The following is a 15289-nucleotide window of genomic DNA, read 5'->3' as shown; positions in this document are numbered from 1 at the left end:
CCCGGGGGCTGCCGCCGAGGGCGCAGTCCCCGGATCCCGGGCCGGGTGCGGTGTCCGCCTCGAGCCTTTTACCAAGATTGGTTCCAGGGGTCAAGCCACGTATTCGAGTGGCGTGACGCACGTGCCGCCGCAGGGTTTATTTGGAGTACGCCCTCACCGGGGAAGCCCCGGAGAACGAGAGGCCGGAAAATGATCCCCGGTCTTTTGTGGGGGCGGAATACAAACCCTTTTGGCACCGAATGGAGAACCATCATGTCTGAGCGTTTTTGGACCCGCCGTATCGTCCTGGCCGGAGCTTCCGTCGCACTGGTCGGTGGTGGCATCGCACTGCCGGCGACCGCCATGGCCGCACCCGTCGCCGCCCCGCAGCAGGCCGTCAACCTCCTCCAGGACGACAGTGCCGACGGCATCGGTACCGGCGGCGACGCCAACGCCGAGAACACCACGGTCGGCGGTACCGCCACGGGCGGCGCGGCCTCCACCGGCGTCGGCAACTGCAAGGGCAAGTGTGTGATCACCACCGGCAACGCCACCGGCGGCAACGCCAGTGCCGATGCCGTCAACACCGGCGACGCCACCGCCGTCGGCGGCGACGGTACGGGCAAGGGTGGCCAGGTGAACAAGCAGAACATCAAGCTGCAGGTCAAGGAGAACCTGAAGCAGAAGCTCGGCCTGTGAGGTCTGACAGCCCACACCTGGAACCACCCCACACAGCAGTAGCCGGAGAGGCCACAGCCTCTCCGGCTACTGCTGTGTGGGGGCGACGGCGAGCCCCGCAGCCGTCGCCCCGCCGTCCGCGCCTCCCCGCCCGCATGACGCGACCCCGCCTGTCACAGGGACCCCTGTCGCCATTCGTCAAGTCACGAAATCTCGGAACGTGACGCGATCCGTGGGCGAGGGCTTAATCAAGGTACGGGCTCACGCGCACCGGCCGGCCCCACCCGCGTCAACACGTGGAAGAGACGGGCTAGTCCAGCCGCCTCTTCACCTTTTTTCGCGGGAGTGAAACTTCCAATATTCACGCCTCCGGGACTCGGAGGTCATACTGGCGATGAGGAGCGAGCACATGCGAATGACCATTGTTTTCCCGATGTCCCACGTCGGGGGGAGTGCGTCGTGAGTTCCCTGCCTCCTTCGTCCGAGCGCCCCACCGGGCCCCCGTCCGGTCCGCTGTCCGGACGCCCCACAGACGAGCACCCTCCGCCCCCGGGACCTCCACCGCCTCCTGGGCCTCCTGGGCCTCCTGGGCCGCCGACCGTCAGTGGCGACCCGGGTGGGCCCGGCCGGCGCCGCGGTGGGTCGGCGCACGGATGGCGGTCGCGCAGAACCCTGCTGAGTGCCGGCACCGCCGTGGCCATGGCAACGGCAGTGGTCCTCGCCTTCACCGTCATGGGCGGAAACAAGGCGGTCGGCGGAGAGGTGTTCCTGCAGGCCGCCTCGGCTGCCGGCCCCGACCCGTTCACCCCCTCGACGGCCGCGGCATCCGCGGAGCCCGCAGTCGTACCCGTAGGTGCCGCTCAGTCGAAAGACGGCACGGCTGGTGCGCGCACCCTCGAGATCAACGGTGCGTACCCGGGGCTCTACGGTGGCACGCGCAACCTCGCGAGCTGCGACGTCGAAAAGCAGATCCAGTTCCTCACGCAGCACAAGGACAAGGGGAAGGCCTTCGCCGCCCCCCTGAGCATCCAGCAGCCCGACATCCCCTCGTATCTGCGGTCGCTGACTCCCGTCCGGCTCGGCTGGGACACCCGCGTCACCAACCACGGCTTCAAGAACGCCGAGCCCACCAGCTACCAGGCGGTCCTGCAGGCCGGCACGTCCGTCCTGGTCGACAACCGCGGCGTACCCCGCGTCCGCTGCGCCTGCGGCAACCCCCTGGCCCCGCCTGTCGCGGTCAAGGGCAAGCAGACGTACAGCGGCAAGGAGTGGTCGTCGTTCCAGTCCTCCGATCTCGTTGCGGTCAAGCCCGCCGAGAAGCCGGTGAAGACGGTCATGATGTTCGACCACCACCGCAAGGGCTGGTACGAGCGGTCGAGCGGCGACGTGCAGGGCAAGCACGACCACGTCGTCCCACCCCCGAAGGGCCAAACCCCCGACGCGGCGTACCCGGTCCTGCCCCCGACCGATTCGGGACCGGTGCAGAACCTCCCCGAGAAGGACAAGGGCAGGCAGCAAGAACAGGAAACGGACAAGGGGACCAAGACGGGCCAGAACCCTGAGAAGGGCACGGACCAGGTCCCGGAGAAGGGCACGAACCAGGTCCCCGAGAAGGGGACGCGTCAGAACCCGGAGAAGGGGACGGACAAGGCTCCCGACAAGGGGACGAACCAGAACCCTGAGAAGGGCACGGACAAGGTTCCCGAGAAGGAAACGAACCAGAACCCTGAGAAGGGCACGAACCAAGTCCCGGAGAAGGGGACGGACAAGGTCCCTGAGAAGGGCATCAACCAGGTTCCGGATAAGGGCACGGACAAGGTCCCGGACAAGGGCACGAACCAGGTGCCGGAGAAGGTGCCGGAGAAGAGCACGGACAAGGTCCCTGAGAAGGACGCGAACCAGGTGCCGGAGAAGAGTACGGACAAGGTTCCCGACAAGGGCACGAACCAGGTGCCGGAGAAGGTGCCGGAGAAGAGCACGGACAAGGTGCCGGACAAGGGCACGAACCAGGTGCCGGAGAAGGTGCCGGAGAAGGGCACGGACAAGGTGCCGGACAAGGGCACGAACCAGGTGCCGGACAAGGGCACGAACCAGGTGCCCGAGAAGGGGACGGACAAGGTCCCCGAGAAGAACACGGACAAGGTCCCGGACAAGGGCACGAACCAGGTCCCCGAGAAGAGCACGGACAAGGTCCCGGACAAGGGCACGAACCAGGTCCCCGAGAAGAGCACGGACAAGGTCCCTGAGAACGGGACCGGTCAGAACTCCGAGAAGGGGACAGGTCAGAATCCCGGCAACGACCAGGGCAACAACCAGCAAGGCAACAGCGAGCAGGGCAATAACCAGCAAGGCAACAATCAGCAAGGCAACAGCGAGCAGGGAAACAACCAGCAGGGCAACAACCAGCAGGGCAACAATCAGCAGGGAAGCGATGGGCAGTCCGGATGAGCCGGCGGTCCCGCTACCCGGGGATGCATCATCCGGCACCACCAACTCGGGACGGCGATCCTCCCGGGTCAGAACTGCACAGCGGCGTACGTGAGGGCCTTCTGCCGGTCGGTAGTGGTGATGTCGAAATCCACACCGAACCTGCGAAGGCCCTCACCCGTTCAACCCGCCTCGGTCGAGACCGGCTTCACGCCCCGCAACCTCCATCGACACAACGGCCGGTCACGGACGGCGTCACCTTGGCCGCATCCGCCGTGGGCTCGACGAAACACGTCGCGGCAGGTGCGGACATGGCGACCGGGGCGGGTCCCGCCTTCCGGCCTGTCGGCGCCACCGCCCGGTCCGGATACTGGGGGGCATGGAATTCGCCGTCTTCGTGACCCTGCCCGGCCTGGTCGTCCTGCTGACCGCCCTGGCCTTCGCGGACCAGGTGTTGCTCCGCGCCGGGCGGGCCGGGGTGCTGCCGTGGCGGAACAGCGTCCGGCAGGGCCAGATATCGGCGACGGGGTTCGAACAGCTCCATGCGAGTTTCTCGCCCGGGAAGCAGAACGAGCTCAAGGAGCGGCAGTCGGCACTGGTACTGCGGGACGACGAGGAAGACGGCGCACCACCGCATCGGACAACGGTGGATCTGGAGACGGGGATTGCGGTCGTACGGATGCCGCAGGGCAGCGGCTGACCCTACGGCGCCACCGTACGGGCGGCCCCGGAGGAAGTGCGGCCGCATGATGTGCAAACGCGCAGGCGGCGTGCCACGGCTGGATCGCCGTGACACGCCGTTCGCGGTGGGCCGGCAGCTCGCAGTCACCACTGCGTGGCCGCCGGCCCGGTCAGCCCGTCAGGGGCAGCGGGTCCGCGTCAGCCGTTGCGGTGGTGCCGGCGGCCGTCCCAGGACTCGCTGTCGACGACGTTGCCGCGGTTGTCGCGGAGCGTGGCGCTGTCGCGCTCGTCCCACACCTGGTCGCGGCGGTCCTGGTAGACGTCGTGGCGGGTGTCGCGACCCTTGCCCGTGTGGACCTTGACGCTGGAACGGCCTTCCAGGCGGAAGTCGTTGAAGCGGTAGCGGTTGCCCTGCCGGTCGGAGAGGGTGAAGCCGCGCAGGTTGACGCTGTGGCGGCCGGTGTTCTTCACCTCGACCCATTCGCCGTTCAGGGCGCGGGCGGAGCGGTCGTTGCGGCCGGGGCTGTCGTACTGGACGTCGCCGATGACGATCGAGGAGTGCGGGGCCCGGTGGTCACGCCCGTGGTGGTCGTCGGCGGCGGCCGCCGGCAGGGCGGCGGCGCCGAGCAGGGCGCCGGTGGCCAGGAACGTCGCGACGGCGCGGCGGGTGGCGAGAGAAGCAGACATGAAGATGACCCCTTCAACAGACAGCGGCCCGTCCCGGCTCGTACGAGGCGGGTGGGCTCCGAACAGTTCCCGGCGTCCTGCCGAGGAGCCACACTCTGGCCCCGAAGCACCTCCAAAAGCCACTAATTCGGAGCGTGTTGCCCAATGCGGATATACCAGTGACTCTTGCTTGTAGCGGACATCTGTCATGGCTGCGCCGACGCGGACTGCGGAGGCGTGCGCAGTGGGCCGTGGGAGGCTTGGGGACGGAGGCCTCCGCTGGTGAACGACCCTTGCTCGGGACGCCCTTCGACCCTGAGCCGAATGGGTTCAGGGCCTTGTAACAGCCGCCTCTACCGTTTCTTCGTACCTGCTCACGCGAACGGTTCTGGTGTTCTACGGCGGGCACGGTGCGGTGCGGCACATCGCCGCACCGCTCGTCATCGGTGCGTCAGAGGGAGGGCAGGTCGCCCCTCGGTGCCGGGCCGGGTTTCCGCGGCGCGCGGATCAGCGGGAGCAGGGAGGCCGCGCCCACGAGCGACAGCAGCGCCGCGCCCCTCAGCACGCTTTCGATGGCCGGTCCGTCGGAAGCCGCCTTCTGCTCCGAGCCGCTCAGAACCTCCAGTACGGTCGCCGCCACCGCCACGGCCACCGCGCCCATCAGGACGAGAGACGTCAGCACGAGTCCGGAGGCGGCGGCGAGGCGGCTCGCGGGGACGTACGACTGGGTGGCCGCGTTCGTCAGCGCCCAGCCGAGTCCGAGCCCGATGCCCACGACCGCGAAGACGGCCGTGTAGAGGGCGAGCGGCTCCGCCCAGGTCAGCGCCAGGAGGCTGGCCCCGCTCAGCAGGAGCCCGTCCGCCATCAGCGCTTCCGGCCGCCATCGCTGGGCGAGGTGGCCGGACCAGTAGCTGGCGGCCCCTGCGCCGACGGACAGCGCGAGGAAGACCAGCCCCGCGTTCAGCGGGGAGAGGCCGCGTGCCTGCTGGAGGTAGAGCGCGGAGAGGACCGCCACGAGGCAGTACCCGATGTTGGAGACGCAACCGGCCAGGGTGACCGTCACGAACTGCACGTTGCGCAGCAGGGACAGGTCCAGCAGGGGTTCGGCGGTCCTGCGTTCGATCACCACGAACAGGATCAGCAGCAGCGCTCCGGCGGCGAGGCAGGCCAGTGTCGCCGCGGAGGCCCAGCCCCAGTGGCCACCCTGGTCGACCGCGATCATGACCGCGGTGAGACCGAGCGCCACGGTGACGGCTCCGGGCAGGTCCAGGCCGTTGCCCGCCTCTTCGTCGCGGGTGTCGGTGACGAACCGCAGCATCAGGAAAGCCGCTACGGCACAGACCGGTACGTTCAGCAGGAACACGGCCCGCCAGCTGACGTGCTCGGCGAACACGCCGCCGACGAACGGGCCGAGGGCGACGCCGATCGCGCTGAAGGCCAGCACCGTGCCCACCGCGCGGCCCTGCCGGTCGTCGCGGAAGTAGGCGCTGACGACCGCCACGGCCACGGGGAAGATCATCGCGGCCGTGGCGCCCTGCACCACGCGCGCCACGACGAGCCAGACCTCGTTCTGCGCGGCGCTGCACACGACGGACACCACGGCGAAGCCGACCAGGCCCCACACGATGACCGTGCGTCGGCCGTGGACGTCGGCGGCCCTCCCGCCCGTGATCATCAGCGCGCCCAGGGTCAGCATGTAGCCGCTGACCAGCCACTGCAGATTCGTGGTCGGTGTGGAGAATTCCCGGGCGATCACCGGCAGCATCAGGTTGAGGGCGAACCAGTCCATCTGGACCAGGAGCATGGACAGCGAGGCGGCCGCGATGACCGCGCGGTCGCGGCCGGAGAACAGCCTGCGGCCGGGCGCCACGGTTTCCGTCTTGCCGACGCTCATCGACACGTCCCGTCCAGAGCCCCCGCCACCCCACCCCACCCCAACCAGCATGCGCCCGCCCGCGGCACCGGGCACCCTGCGGGGTGGGGGAGTTGCCGCACGGCGTGCGGATGCCGGAGGGGCGGTGGGCCTCTCCGGTATCCGCTGTGCGGGGTTGTGGGGGTTGTGGGTGGTCACTTGCCGAGCTTGGCCTTGAGGTCCTTCTTGACCTGGTCCTTGATGGTCTGCTTGTTGACCTGGCCGCCGGTGCCCGTGCCGTCGCCGCCCACGGCGGTGGCGTCGCCGGTGTTGACGGCGTCGGCGCTGGCGTTGCCGCCGGTGGCGTTGCCGGTGGTGATCACACACTTGCCCTTGCAGTTGCCGACTCCGGTGGAGGCCGCGCCGCCCGTGGCGGTACCGCCGACCGTGGTGTTCTCGGCGTTGGCGTCGCCGCCGGTACCGATGCCGTCGGCGCTGTCCTGGGGGAGGGTGATGGTCTGCGGGGCGGTGGTGGGTGCGGCCATGGCGGTCGCGGGGAGGGCTATGCCACCACCGAGGAGGGCGAGGGAGGCACCGGCGAGGACGATACGGCGGGTCGGGAAACGCTCGAACATGGGAATTCTCCATTCGGCAACGGATGAGGGTTTGTGTATTGCCCGGTGGAATCGACCGGGGTCTTCTTTTGGCCTTTTGTCCTCCGGGGGTTTTCCCGGTGGGGGCGTACTTCCAATAAACCGTGTGGCGGCGTGCGGGTCACGCCACTCGAATACGTGGCTTGACGCCGGTAACCGATCTTGGTAAAAGCCCGGTCGGCGGCGGACACGTTGACGGCGAAGGGGTGCGAGGCGTCCGCGCACGACCTGGGCGCGCAGGGCTTCCCATCGGTACTGACCGCCGGGAAGACCGGGACGGGGGCGAGCCCGGGCCCGGTCGCACCGCGAGGGCGGTCTGCCGCCGCGGCGCGTGCCGCAGGCCTTACGGGAGCCGCGGCTGCGTGGCCTTCAGCCCGTCGAGGGCCAGGTCGAGGAGGCGCTCGGCCTGGTCGCGTTGCTCGGGCCGGGCCGAGGTGAGGGCGATGCCGGCCAGGAGGGCGAACACGTCCGCCGGGCGAACGTCGGACCGCAGCGCGCCGGCGGCGGTACCGGCTTCCATGAGGGTCGTGATCGCGGTCTGGATCATCTCGCGGCTGTGGCCGTAGGGGTCGCTTCCCGAGGCGACGACGGCTCGAAGTGCGTCCGCCATGCCGAGCTTCGCCGTGGCGTAGTCGACGAAGCGGCCCATCCATGCGCGCAGGGCATCATGCGGCGGGAGCGTCGCCAGCAGGCCGGGAACCGCATCGCACAGCCGCGCCACTTCGTTGCGGTAGGCCGCCTCGATCAAGGTCTCCCGGGTCGGGAAGTTGCGGTAGAGGGTTCCGGTACCCACCCCCGCCTCCTTGGCGATGCGTTCGTAGTGGGCGTTCAGCCCCTCGTCGGTGAACACGCGTACCGCGGCAGCCAGGATCTTGTCCCGGTTGCGCTGCGCGTCGGCCCTCAGTGGGCGTCCCGTATCCGGTGTCATCGCCTGTCCGCTCCCTCGTCGCCGGTTGCTAAGTGGAGGAGCCTCCACTTATGGTTCCCAGTAACCGGCGGCGCCTCCACTTCCACTCTAGGCCAGACGCCGCCCTCATCCCGCCTCCGGAAGGACCAGTCATGCCGGGAATCGAAGGCAAGGTCATCGCGATCACGGGAGCCAGCAGCGGGATCGGCGAGGCCACCGCGCTGCTCCTCGCCGAGCGCGGCGCGAAAGTGGTGCTCGGGGCGCGCCGCCCGGAACGCCTCCGGGCGTTGGTCACCCGTATCGAGCAGGCCGGCGGCCAGGCCGTCCACGCACGCACGGACGTCAAGCGCCGCGAGGACCTGACCGGCCTGGTCGGGCTGGCACGCGACCGCTACGGCAAGCTCGACGTCTTGGTCAGCAACGCCGGGGTCGGCCTGATCTCCCCGCTGGACGAGCTCCGCGTCGAGGACTGGGAGGAGATGATCGACGTCAACCTCAAGGGCGTCCTGTACGGGATCGCCGCGGCGCTGCCGGTCTTCCGGGAGCAGGGGTTCGGGCACTTCGTCAACACCGTCTCCACGGCCGGACTGCGCATCGTGCCGCTCCAGGCGGTGTACGCAGGCACCAAGAACGCCGTACGCACCATCTCCGAGGGCCTGCGCCAGGAGGCCGGGGACAGCGTGCGCGTCACCGTCGTCTCGCCCGGGGTCACGCGCACGGAGTTCGCGGACTCCATGGCGCCGGAGATGCAGGCCCGGGTCCGCGACCGCATGGACAAGATCGCGATCCCGCCGGAAGCCGTGGCCCGCGCCATCGCCTTCGCCATCGAACAGCCGGCCGGTGTCGACGTGGGCGACATCGTCGTACGCCCCACGGCCCAGGACTAGTGACGTGAGACAGCGCGGATGCGGCGCTCGGGGTGACATGCGCGCCCAATCGTGCCGTGCCACCCTGTTCCCATGCCCCGGGGGTAGCTGACAGCCGCGACGAACGGAGCGCGCTGTGGGAAATCCGATCCGCGTCAGGGCGCTGCGGCGCCGGGCGGCCGCCTGCTTCGCCGCCCTGCTGTTGGTGGCCCTCGGCTCGGGTACGGGTGCCCGAGCAGCCCCGTCACCCTCTCCGGCGCCCTCCCCGTACCCGTCGCCGTGGGCCTCCGGCGCGGGAGACCCGGGCCGGCTCGACCCGCGCATCACGGAGATCATGCGCAAGCCGGAGTACCGCCATGCCCAGTGGGGACTCCTGCAGACCGAACCGGCCGACGGGCGGGTGCTGCACAGCCTGTTCCCCGGGCAGTTCTTCATCCCCGGCTCCACCGCGAAACTGTTCGCCGTCTCCGGCACATGGCGCACCCTCGGCACGGACCACCGCTTCGTGACCCCCGTCTACGCGGTCGGGGAGCGGGCCGGGGCCACGCTGACCGGCGACCTCGATCTCGTCGCCCAGGGCGACCTCACCATGGGCGGCAGGACGCGACCCGATGGCACGGTCGCCTACACCGACCTCGACCACACGTACGCCGACGACTTCCCCGGCGCGACCCTCACCCCGGAGAACCCCCTCGCCGGGATCGACCAGCTCGCCCGGCAGGTCCGCGACTCCGGTATCACCCGCGTCGACGGTGACGTGATCGTCGACAGCCGGCTCTTCGCCCCCGACCCGGTCCTGGACCCCACACCGACCCCCCTGATCATCAACGACAACCTGATCGACCTGCTGACCAGGCCCGGCGACCGGGCGGGCGCCGACGCAGGGCTGGACTGGCGGCCGAAGGTCGCGCCCTACCAGGTCACTTCCACGGTGAAGACCGTCGCGGCCGGGAAACCGACGGACATCACGGTGACGGCCACCGAGGGCGGCACCCGGATCCGGCTGTCCGGCACGATCGCGGCGGACTCCGAGCCGCTGCTGCGGACCTCGCCCGTCACGGACCCGGCCGCGTTCGGCCGTACCGCGCTGATCGAGGCACTCGCGCGGGCCGGGGTGGAAGTCTCCGCGGCCGCGACCGCCCCCAACCCGGTCGCCCGGCTGCCGAAGGACTACGACGGCCGCCCGCGGGTGGCCGCGTACACCTCACCGCCGTACGACCAGTACGCAAAGCTCATCCTCAAGGTCAGCCACAACCTGGGCGCGAACCTCGGGATCTGCCTGATGGCCGTCACGACCGGCAGCAACCAGTGCGAGGACGGCTTCCCGGTGCTCGCCGCCTTCCTGGACCGGGCGGGCGTCGACCGCAAGCAGGCGGAACTCATGGACGGCCGGGGCGGCAACCCCGCCGACCGGGCCACGCCGCAGGCGCTCGTACAGATGCTGGCGTACTGGCAGCGCACCCCGGACGCGCAGCGCTTCCGGGAAGCCCTGCCGATCCTCGGCGTGGACGGTCTGCTGGCCGAGAACTGCCGCAGCTGTCCGGCGCGCGGGAAGGTGTTCGCGAAGACCGGCGCGGCCGTCGGAGGGGACGCCCTCAACGACCGGCTCGCCGTCGGCGCCATCACCATCGCCGGCTACCTCGACAAGGGCGATGGCCGCTTCGACACCTTCTACGCGGGAGTCAACGGCGCGTCCACGCCGACGACCGACACCGCCGGTGTCCTGGCCATCGCCAACGACCTCGCCCTGATCGCCGCCTACCTCCAGGAGTCGCCCTGACCGGTGCACGCGCCGAGTCGGCGGCCGGGGCTGCGGCCGTTCGGCGTCAGTCGGCTGCCGGGGGCTGCGGGGCGTCTGCCGGTGCGTAGAGCAGGTGCATCACGCCGGTCGTGAAGGTCTCGGACTTCAGCAGCTTCAGCGGGTACGGGCCCTCGCCGTCCGCGAACAGCCGCAGGCCCTCGCCGAGGACGATCGGGTGCACCAGCAGCCGCAGCTCGTCGAGCAGGCCGGCGGCGAGGAGCTGGCGTACGAGGGAGACGGAGCCGGTGACGGCGATGTTCCCGTCGCCGCCTTCGGCCTTCAGCGCCTTCACACCGTCGAGGAAGTCGCCTTCGAGCTGCTCGGAGTTGCGCCACGTGAAGTCGAGGTCGCGGCTCGAGACCACGACCTTGCGCGTGTCGCCGAAGTCCTTGGCCAGCCCCGCATCCTCGCCGCCGGCGCGCTCGCGCTCGGGCCACGCCTCGGCGAACGCCTCGTACGTCGTGCGGCCGAACAGGAACGTGTCGCTGGCCTGGATGTCGCCCATCACGGCGGCGCCCATCTCGTCGTTGTAGTACGGGAAGTGCCAGGTCTGCGGCTCGGCGACGACGCCGTCGAGGGAGATGAACAGGCCTGCGGTGATCTTGCGCATGGGGGGCTCCCTGGGTTGCCGAGCGGGGTCGGGTCGGTTTTCTCATGAGGTAGACGGACCGGGACCGCGCAACTCATCGGCGACCCGCCATGAGTTTGCGACTGGGCCCGGCTTCCCCCGAATGGCCCGATCGACCGCCCGCGCGCACCCTGGAGGGGTGAAGACCGAGGCGCCCGCCACGGCCCGCGGTGCCGTGGCCGGATTCCTGGAGAATCCCGTCATCGGCATGGCGCCGTGGATCATCTTCTCGCTCCTGGTCGGTCCCGGCAGGTTCGAGATCGCCGTCGTGCTCGCCCTTGCGGCGACGATCGTGCTCGTGGCGGCCGGCCGGATCATCAACAAGGGCAGCACCTGGAAGCTGCTGGAGATCGCCGACCTGGTCTTCTTCACCGTCATGGCCGTCATCGGCGTCTTCGCGAGCGACGGCACCCGCAACTGGCTGGAGACGTACGCCGGGGAGGTCTCCAACATCGCCCTCGCCCTGATCGCCTTCGGGTCCATGGCGGTGCGTGTTCCGTTCACCCTCCAGTACGCCCGGGAGCAGGTCGATCCGGCGTACTGGCACACGCCGACGTTCCTGCGGACCAACTACTACATCACCGGGGCGTGGGGGCTGGCGTTCCTGGTCGCCGCCGTGGCGGGTGCGTACGGCGACCTCGTGCTGCACGATCCGAACAACATCTGGACCGGATGGGTCATCCAGATCCTGGCCATCGTGGCGGCGCTGCGTTTCACCGCCTGGTACCCGGACGTCGCCCGCGCACGGGCGCTCCGCGCGGCGGGCCAGCCCGGGCCGGAGCCGCCGCACCTGGCCGGGATGTTCCTGCCCCTGGCCGGACTGCTCGTACCGATCGGGATCGCCGTCCTGATCTTCGACGACAACGTGTGGTGGCTGGGCGTGGCCCTGATCGTGGGCGGCAGCCTGCTCACGAAGGCCCTGACGGCCCGCAATTGACCCCGCCCGCCGTGTCGGTCGAAGGGGCGCGTCAAACGGACAGCAGCTCCCTTTCGGCGACCGCCCGGAAGCCGTTGGCCGGGCGGCCGGTGAGGCGCTGGACGGTGTCGGTGGTGCGGTCCTCGGCTCCGTCGGCGATGGCGCGGTCCATCCCGGCCAGCATCGCGGCGAACTCCGCCGGTATGACCTGGGCCAGCCGGTCGCGCATGGCGTCGTGGGTCAGGTGGCGGTGGACCACCGGGCGGCCGGTGACCTCCGTGAGGAGTGCGGCGATCTCGTCGTGGCTGAGTGCCTCCGGCCCGGTGAGGACCAGGTCGGTATCGGGGGCGCGGTCGTCGGTGAGGGCCCGTACGGCGACGGCGGCGATGTCGTCGGCGTCGACGAAGCCGACCCGGCCCGTTCCGGCCGCGGTGTGGATGGTCCCGTCGTTGCGGATGCCGTCTGCGTGGGCGTGCGTTCCGGTGAAGTTCTGCATGAACCAGGAGGGCCGCAGGACCGCCCATTCGTCGAACAGGCCGGGCAGGGCGCGGTGCACCTGTCCCACCGCCGGGCCGCCCTGGGCGATGGCCGAGGAGCTCAGCAGTACGGCACGGCGTACGCCGGCGGCCCGGGCCTGCTCGAGGAAGGGCAGCATGACCGCGGCCGGGTCCGGGTCCCCGATGGGTGGGACGAGGTAGACACGGTCGGCGCCACCGAGGGCGTCGCCGAAGCCGGCGGGGTCGTACCAGTCGAAGCGGACCGGCTCGGCGCCCGGGAGCGGGGTGGCGCGGCGGCTCGCGGCCTTGACGCGCCGACCGGCGGCGATCAGTTGCGCCGCGGTGCGGCTGCCGGTGGTGCCGGTGGCGCCGATGACCAGCGTGGCGGGCGCGGTGCTCATCGGACACCGCCCGCGGCGAAGCCGATGCCGGGTTCCTGGACGGCGAGCGGGTTCCAGTAGTCGCGGTAGGAGGTGAACTGCCCGTCCTGGACGGTCACGACGGCGATGTAGGTCATGGCGAAGGGGCTTCCGGTCGCGACCACGCGGCCCACGCCTCGCATCTCGACCACGATGGTCCCGGGGCCGGTGGTCTCGTGGATGCGCAGCTCGGGGAAGTCGTGCAGGTCGATGTGGTCGGGATAGTCGCGCATGTAGGCGGCGATGGCCTCCCGCCCCTCCAGCCGCCCGGGCCAGCCCGGGGGAGCGAAGGGGAACTCCATGACGCCGTGCTCGGCCCACAGGCCGACCCAGGAGGCGATGTCCTTGTCCAGGAGCAGGCGCAGGCTGCGGCGGTACAGATCCGCCGCGGGTGATGCGGGCATGGGGGTTCTCCGTCCCGTACGATACGGACCAGTGGTCCGGTTCTCGTCGTGAAAGATACGGACCGCCGGTCCGTATTGCAACCGGAGGGCGGAACCCCATGACCGAACGCAAGCCGCGCAAGGACGCGGTCCGTAACCGGGCGGCCGTCTTCGCCGCCGCCGACGCCCTGTTCGCCGGCTGCGGGAGCCCCGAAGAAGTGACCATGGCCGACATCGCGACAGCGGCCGGAGTCGGCAAGGCGACGCTCTTCCGCGCCTTCGGCGATCGCACAGGGCTGATCCACGCGCTGTACGAGGCGCGGCTCGAACCGGTCTGGAGCGCCGTGGAGCAGGGCCCGCCGCCGCTGGGACCCGCGACCCCGCCGCTCCGGCGCGTACCGGCCCTGCTCGACGCCGTCCTGTGCTTCAAGCTCGACAACCGCCACCTCGCGCTGGCCCTGGAGGGAACCGGCGCGGGCAGCCCGTACGGGACGGAACACTACGAGCGCTGGCACGCCCTGCTCCGGGACCTGCTCCAGCGCATCCCGGGTCTGACCGACAGCGACTTCACCGCCCACGCACTGCTCGCCGCGACCCGGGCCGACCTGGTTGCGCACCTGGCCGGTGAGAAGGGCGCACCCCGTCAGGGGATGCGGGATCAGCTGGCGGGGTTCGCCGCCGCCGTCCTCGGTGCCCGCGCCGATGGCGCCGCGCCGGAGCCGGCCGCGATCCAGTAGAAGGCGTTCCACGGGGCAGCGGCATGCGGACGCCGGAGGGGCTGTGAGCCTCTCCGGCGTCCGCGGTGCGGGGGCGATGCCCTGCCCTCAATTGGCCAGCTTCTGCTTCAGGTTCTCCTTGAGCTGCAGCTTGATGTTCTGCTTGTTCACCTGGCCGCCGGTGCCGGTGCCATCGCCGCCCACGGCGGTGGCGTCGCCGGTGTTGACGGCGTCGGCGCTGGCGCTGCCGCCGGTGGCGTTGCCGGTCTTGATGTCGCATCCGCCTTCGCAGTTGTTGACGCCGCTGCTGGCGTTACCGCCGGTGGCCTCGCCGCCGACCGTGGTGTTCTCGGCGTTGGCGTCGCCGCCGGTGCCGATGCCGTCCGCGCTGTCCTGGGGGAGGGTGACGGCCTGCTGCGGGGCGGCGGTGGGCGCGGCCATGGCGGTCGCCGGCAGGGCGATGCCACCACCGACCAGCGCCAGGGAAGCTCCGGCCAGAACGATGCGACGGGTCGTGAAGAGCTCGAACATGATAATTCTCCATTCGGTGTAAAAAGGGTTTGCATTCTGCCCCGCAGAAAGACCGGAGACTGTATTCCGGCCCTTTGTCCTCCGGGGATTTCCCCGGTGAGGGCGTACTTCAAATAAACCCTGCGGGGGAGCGTGCGTCACGCCACTCGAATACGTGGCTTGACGCTGAGATTCGATCTTGATAAAGTCCGGCCGCGCGGGCCCGGCGGCCTGGGAACGCACCGGAGCGCGTGCTAGCTTCCGATCATGGAACAGCGTGTCAGTCTGATCACCCTGGGTGTTGCCGACCTCGGGCGCTCCCGGGCCTTCTACGAGAGCCTGGGCTGGCGGGGGCAGGAGGTCGAAGCGACCGTCTTCTTCCAGGCGGGCGGCCTCGGGCTCGTCCTGTGGGGCCGCGACGAGCTCGCACGGGACTGCGGCCTCGACGGCGCCCACGGGACGGGTTTCGGCGGCATCGTCCTGGCCCACAACATGCGCTCACCGCAGGACGTGGACGCGCTCCTCGCCGCTGCACGGCAGGCCGGAGCCACCGTGACCAAGCCGGCCGGGGCAACGTCCTACGGCGGCTACGCGGGGTGCTTCGCCGACCCCGACGGGTACCTGTGGGAGATCGCCCACAACCCGGGCTTCCCCCTGGCCGAGGACGGCTCACTGACCATCCCGGACTTCGGTTCCCCGTAGCGGCCGCT

Annotated in this window: 16 protein-coding genes; 8 read left to right on the top strand and 8 right to left on the bottom strand. The window is 70.2% G+C overall.

Translation table 11 applies throughout. The annotated features are described in order from the left end of the window. The first annotated feature begins 252 nt into the window (after positions 1-252). From ACFYXK_RS10360 to ACFYXK_RS10350, 3 genes are all read left to right on the top strand, one after another. Positions 253-678: a hypothetical protein gene (locus tag ACFYXK_RS10360; protein WP_389410725.1), complete on the top strand. Its 426-nt coding sequence runs from the start codon at positions 253-255 to the stop codon at positions 676-678. 678 nt (positions 679-1356) lie between these two features. Next, entirely contained in the window at positions 1357-3105 is a 1749-nt protein-coding gene (locus tag ACFYXK_RS10355; protein WP_389410724.1) for a DUF6777 domain-containing protein, read from the top strand. Between the two features lie 358 nt (positions 3106-3463). Then, positions 3464-3784 (top strand): DUF6191 domain-containing protein, encoded by a 321-nt coding sequence (locus ACFYXK_RS10350; RefSeq protein WP_389410723.1) that lies wholly within the window; start codon positions 3464-3466, stop codon positions 3782-3784. A gap of 179 nt (positions 3785-3963) precedes the next feature. Here the strand turns inward: ACFYXK_RS10350 and ACFYXK_RS10345 are convergent, their stop codons facing one another. The 4 genes from ACFYXK_RS10345 to ACFYXK_RS10330 all read right to left on the bottom strand — a co-directional run bounded on the left by ACFYXK_RS10345 (position 3964) and on the right by ACFYXK_RS10330 (position 7864). Then, the gene (locus ACFYXK_RS10345) at positions 3964-4452 is read right to left on the bottom strand and encodes a lamin tail domain-containing protein (RefSeq protein ID WP_389410722.1); all 489 of its coding nucleotides are present in this window, start codon (positions 4450-4452) and stop codon (positions 3964-3966) included. 430 nt (positions 4453-4882) lie between these two features. Next, complete coding sequence (locus ACFYXK_RS10340) at positions 4883-6325, bottom strand: MFS transporter (RefSeq protein WP_389410721.1); 1443 nt, start codon at positions 6323-6325, stop codon at positions 4883-4885. A 173-nt stretch (positions 6326-6498) separates the two neighbouring features. Then, positions 6499-6918, bottom strand: a complete 420-nt coding sequence (locus ACFYXK_RS10335) for a hypothetical protein (RefSeq protein ID WP_389410720.1) — start codon at positions 6916-6918, stop codon at positions 6499-6501. A gap of 361 nt (positions 6919-7279) precedes the next feature. Next, positions 7280-7864, bottom strand: coding sequence for a TetR/AcrR family transcriptional regulator (locus ACFYXK_RS10330; protein ID WP_389410719.1), 585 nt, complete (start codon positions 7862-7864; stop codon positions 7280-7282). 131 nt (positions 7865-7995) lie between these two features. On the opposite strand from ACFYXK_RS10330, the gene ACFYXK_RS10325 reads away from it, so the two are divergent. Then, positions 7996-8730, top strand: a complete 735-nt coding sequence (locus tag ACFYXK_RS10325; RefSeq protein WP_389410718.1) for an SDR family oxidoreductase — start codon at positions 7996-7998, stop codon at positions 8728-8730. Between the two features lie 115 nt (positions 8731-8845). Continuing rightward, complete coding sequence (gene dacB / locus ACFYXK_RS10320) at positions 8846-10489, top strand: D-alanyl-D-alanine carboxypeptidase/D-alanyl-D-alanine-endopeptidase (RefSeq protein ID WP_389410717.1); 1644 nt, start codon at positions 8846-8848, stop codon at positions 10487-10489. 46 nt (positions 10490-10535) lie between these two features. Here dacB and ACFYXK_RS10315 read toward each other — a convergent pair whose 3' ends face one another. After that, on the bottom strand, positions 10536-11120 hold the full coding sequence (locus tag ACFYXK_RS10315) for a dihydrofolate reductase family protein (RefSeq protein ID WP_389410716.1): 585 nt from the start codon (positions 11118-11120) through the stop codon (positions 10536-10538). A gap of 157 nt (positions 11121-11277) precedes the next feature. Between ACFYXK_RS10315 and ACFYXK_RS10310 the strand changes: the two genes are divergently transcribed. Next, entirely contained in the window at positions 11278-12075 is a 798-nt protein-coding gene (locus tag ACFYXK_RS10310) for a hypothetical protein (protein WP_389410715.1), read from the top strand. Positions 12076-12106: 31 nt separating this feature from the next. On the opposite strand, the gene ACFYXK_RS10305 is transcribed toward ACFYXK_RS10310, so the two are convergent. Both ACFYXK_RS10305 and ACFYXK_RS10300 read right to left on the bottom strand, forming a co-directional pair. Continuing rightward, the gene (locus ACFYXK_RS10305; RefSeq protein WP_389410714.1) at positions 12107-12952 is read right to left on the bottom strand and encodes an NAD(P)H-binding protein; all 846 of its coding nucleotides are present in this window, start codon (positions 12950-12952) and stop codon (positions 12107-12109) included. Further along, the gene (locus ACFYXK_RS10300; RefSeq protein WP_389410713.1) at positions 12949-13374 is read right to left on the bottom strand and encodes a nuclear transport factor 2 family protein; all 426 of its coding nucleotides are present in this window, start codon (positions 13372-13374) and stop codon (positions 12949-12951) included. The genes ACFYXK_RS10305 and ACFYXK_RS10300 overlap by 4 nt, the downstream gene beginning before the upstream one ends. Before the next feature lie 98 nt (positions 13375-13472). On the opposite strand from ACFYXK_RS10300, the gene ACFYXK_RS10295 reads away from it, so the two are divergent. After that, positions 13473-14090, top strand: a complete 618-nt coding sequence (locus tag ACFYXK_RS10295) for a TetR/AcrR family transcriptional regulator (RefSeq protein WP_389410712.1) — start codon at positions 13473-13475, stop codon at positions 14088-14090. Between the two features lie 87 nt (positions 14091-14177). Here the strand turns inward: ACFYXK_RS10295 and ACFYXK_RS10290 are convergent, their stop codons facing one another. Next, positions 14178-14600: a hypothetical protein gene (locus ACFYXK_RS10290; protein WP_389410711.1), complete on the bottom strand. Its 423-nt coding sequence runs from the start codon at positions 14598-14600 to the stop codon at positions 14178-14180. 246 nt (positions 14601-14846) lie between these two features. Here ACFYXK_RS10290 and ACFYXK_RS10285 point away from each other — a divergent pair, with 246 nt between their 5' ends. Next, complete coding sequence (locus tag ACFYXK_RS10285) at positions 14847-15281, top strand: VOC family protein (protein WP_389410710.1); 435 nt, start codon at positions 14847-14849, stop codon at positions 15279-15281. Positions 15282-15289: the final 8 nt, after the last annotated feature.

It is taken from the genome of Streptomyces sp. NPDC002209, from assembly GCF_042890265.1.
Taxonomy (GTDB): domain Bacteria; phylum Actinomycetota; class Actinomycetes; order Streptomycetales; family Streptomycetaceae; genus Streptomyces.
Note: the sequence above shows the minus strand (reverse complement) of the source record. Positions and strands in the feature narration are given on the sequence as shown.